General features: G+C 67.2%; 1 protein-coding gene and 2 pseudogenes. All 3 read right to left on the minus strand.

Going from position 1 to position 1,737, the window contains the following annotated elements:
• Positions 1-754: pseudogene (locus HUK84_RS17030) on the minus strand (polyribonucleotide nucleotidyltransferase); the annotation flags it as partial.
• A 251-nt stretch (positions 755-1,005) separates the two neighbouring features.
• Entirely contained in the window at positions 1,006-1,275 is a 270-nt protein-coding gene (gene rpsO / locus HUK84_RS17035; RefSeq protein WP_176641329.1) for a 30S ribosomal protein S15, read from the minus strand.
• A 22-nt stretch (positions 1,276-1,297) separates the two neighbouring features.
• Positions 1,298-1,737, minus strand: a pseudogene (locus HUK84_RS17040) (tRNA pseudouridine(55) synthase TruB); the annotation flags it as partial.

Genomic DNA, 1,737 nt, shown 5'->3' on the forward strand with positions numbered 1-1,737 from the left:
GGCCCAGCGCGTCGACCCGCTGCTGCAGCGCGATTTCCTCGGCCGTCGGCTCGGCCAGGTCCCACGGCGCCTTCGCCGCGTGCTCGGCCAGCGCGATGATGGCGTCGATCACCGGCTGGAAGGCCGCATGACCGAAGGTCACGGCGCCCAGCATCACCTCTTCGCTCAGTTCGCCCGCCTCGGACTCGACCATCAGCACGCCTTCCGACGTCCCGGCGACCACCAGGTCCAGCGCGCTGTCCTTCATTTCGGCCAGGGTCGGGTTCAGCACATATTCGCCGTTCAGGTGGCCGACGCGGCAGGCCGCGACGGGACCGAAGAACGGAATGCCCGACAGGGTCAGCGCCGCCGAGCAGCCGACCAGCGCGGCGATGGCCGGGTCATTCTCCAGGTCGTGGCTCAGCACGGTGGCGACGACCTGGACCTCGTTGCGGAAATTGTCGGGGAACAGCGGGCGGATCGGACGGTCGATCAGGCGCGAATTCAGTACCTCGATCTCGGACGGACGGCCTTCGCGCTTGAAGAAACCGCCCGGAATCTTGCCAGCGGCGAACGCCTTTTCCTGGTAATTGACGGTCAGCGGGAAGAAATCCTGCCCCGGCTTGACGCTCTTGGCACCGACGGCGGTGCACAGCACCACCGTGTCGCCGTAGGTCACGACGACGGCGCCGTCGGCCTGGCGGGCGATCTTGCCCGTCTCCAGCACCAGCGGACGTCCGCCCCAGTCGATTTCCTTGCGATAATAATTGAACATTCAGACATTCCCTGTCCGGCGGCCGGCCCGATGGGGTGGAAGGCCCCGGACGGAGGGAGAAGAAACAGCGTCTCGGACGGCATGGTGTGTGATGGTCGCCCACCAGAACGCCATGTGGCCTGAAACGCTGCGACCCGGTCCGGATGTCTCCACCGACATGGCGGCAGCATGTTGCCCCGGCCCACGATTGGGCAGGGGATGGCCGTTCCGGCCCGGCGGGGCAAAAGGGATCGGCCCCGCCGCCCGTCAGATCAGCGACGCAGGCCCAGGCGGCCGATCAGGGCCTGGTACCGCGCCCCGTCCTTGCGCTTCAGATAATCCAGCAGGCCGCGACGGCGGCCGACCATCATCAGCAGACCGCGGCGCGAATGGAAATCCTTCGCGTGGGTCTTCAGGTGCTCGGTCAGGTTGTTGATCCGTTCGGTCAGCAGCGCGACCTGGACCTCCGGCGAGCCGGTATCCTGGGCGGCGGTCTGATATTCGCCGATCAGCGTCGTGCGGCGTTCTGCGGTAATCGACATCGTGTTCTCCATTCACATGCGGTTAAAGCATACGGTCCGGGCGCAGCCAGCCATCCTCCAGCCGGCAGAGCCCGATCACCCGCTTCCCGTCCATTCCCCGCGCGATCCCGCCCGCGGGATCGACGGCGTCCGGAATCCGCCCCATCAGGTCGAGCAGGCTGATCGCCCGCCCGTGTGACAGGGCATCCGCTTCTTCGTGGGTCAGGGCCAGCGCCGGGATGTCGGCCAGCGCGGTCGCGACCGGAAGCAGCAGATCCGGTGAAGCAGGCGCGTTGTCGTCGCTTGTCGCTATTTTGTCCAGCTTAATTGCATCCGCCTCGGAAAATGGACCGACCCGCAGCCGGCGCAGGGCCGCCACGTGGCCCACCGTGCCGCAGGCCCGGGCGATGTCGCGCGCCAGCGAACGCATATAGACGCCCTTGCCGGACTCCACCTCGAAGATCGCGGTGTCGGCGTCCGGCC

The organism is Nguyenibacter vanlangensis (genome assembly GCF_013376155.1).
Lineage (GTDB): Bacteria > Pseudomonadota > Alphaproteobacteria > Acetobacterales > Acetobacteraceae > Gluconacetobacter > Gluconacetobacter vanlangensis.

What these genes read in the sequence shown, in the direction of transcription:
- rpsO (WP_176641329.1), bottom strand. Translation starts at nt 1,275, where the DNA reads ATGTCGATTACCGCAGAACGCCGCACGACGCTGATCGGCGAATATCAG.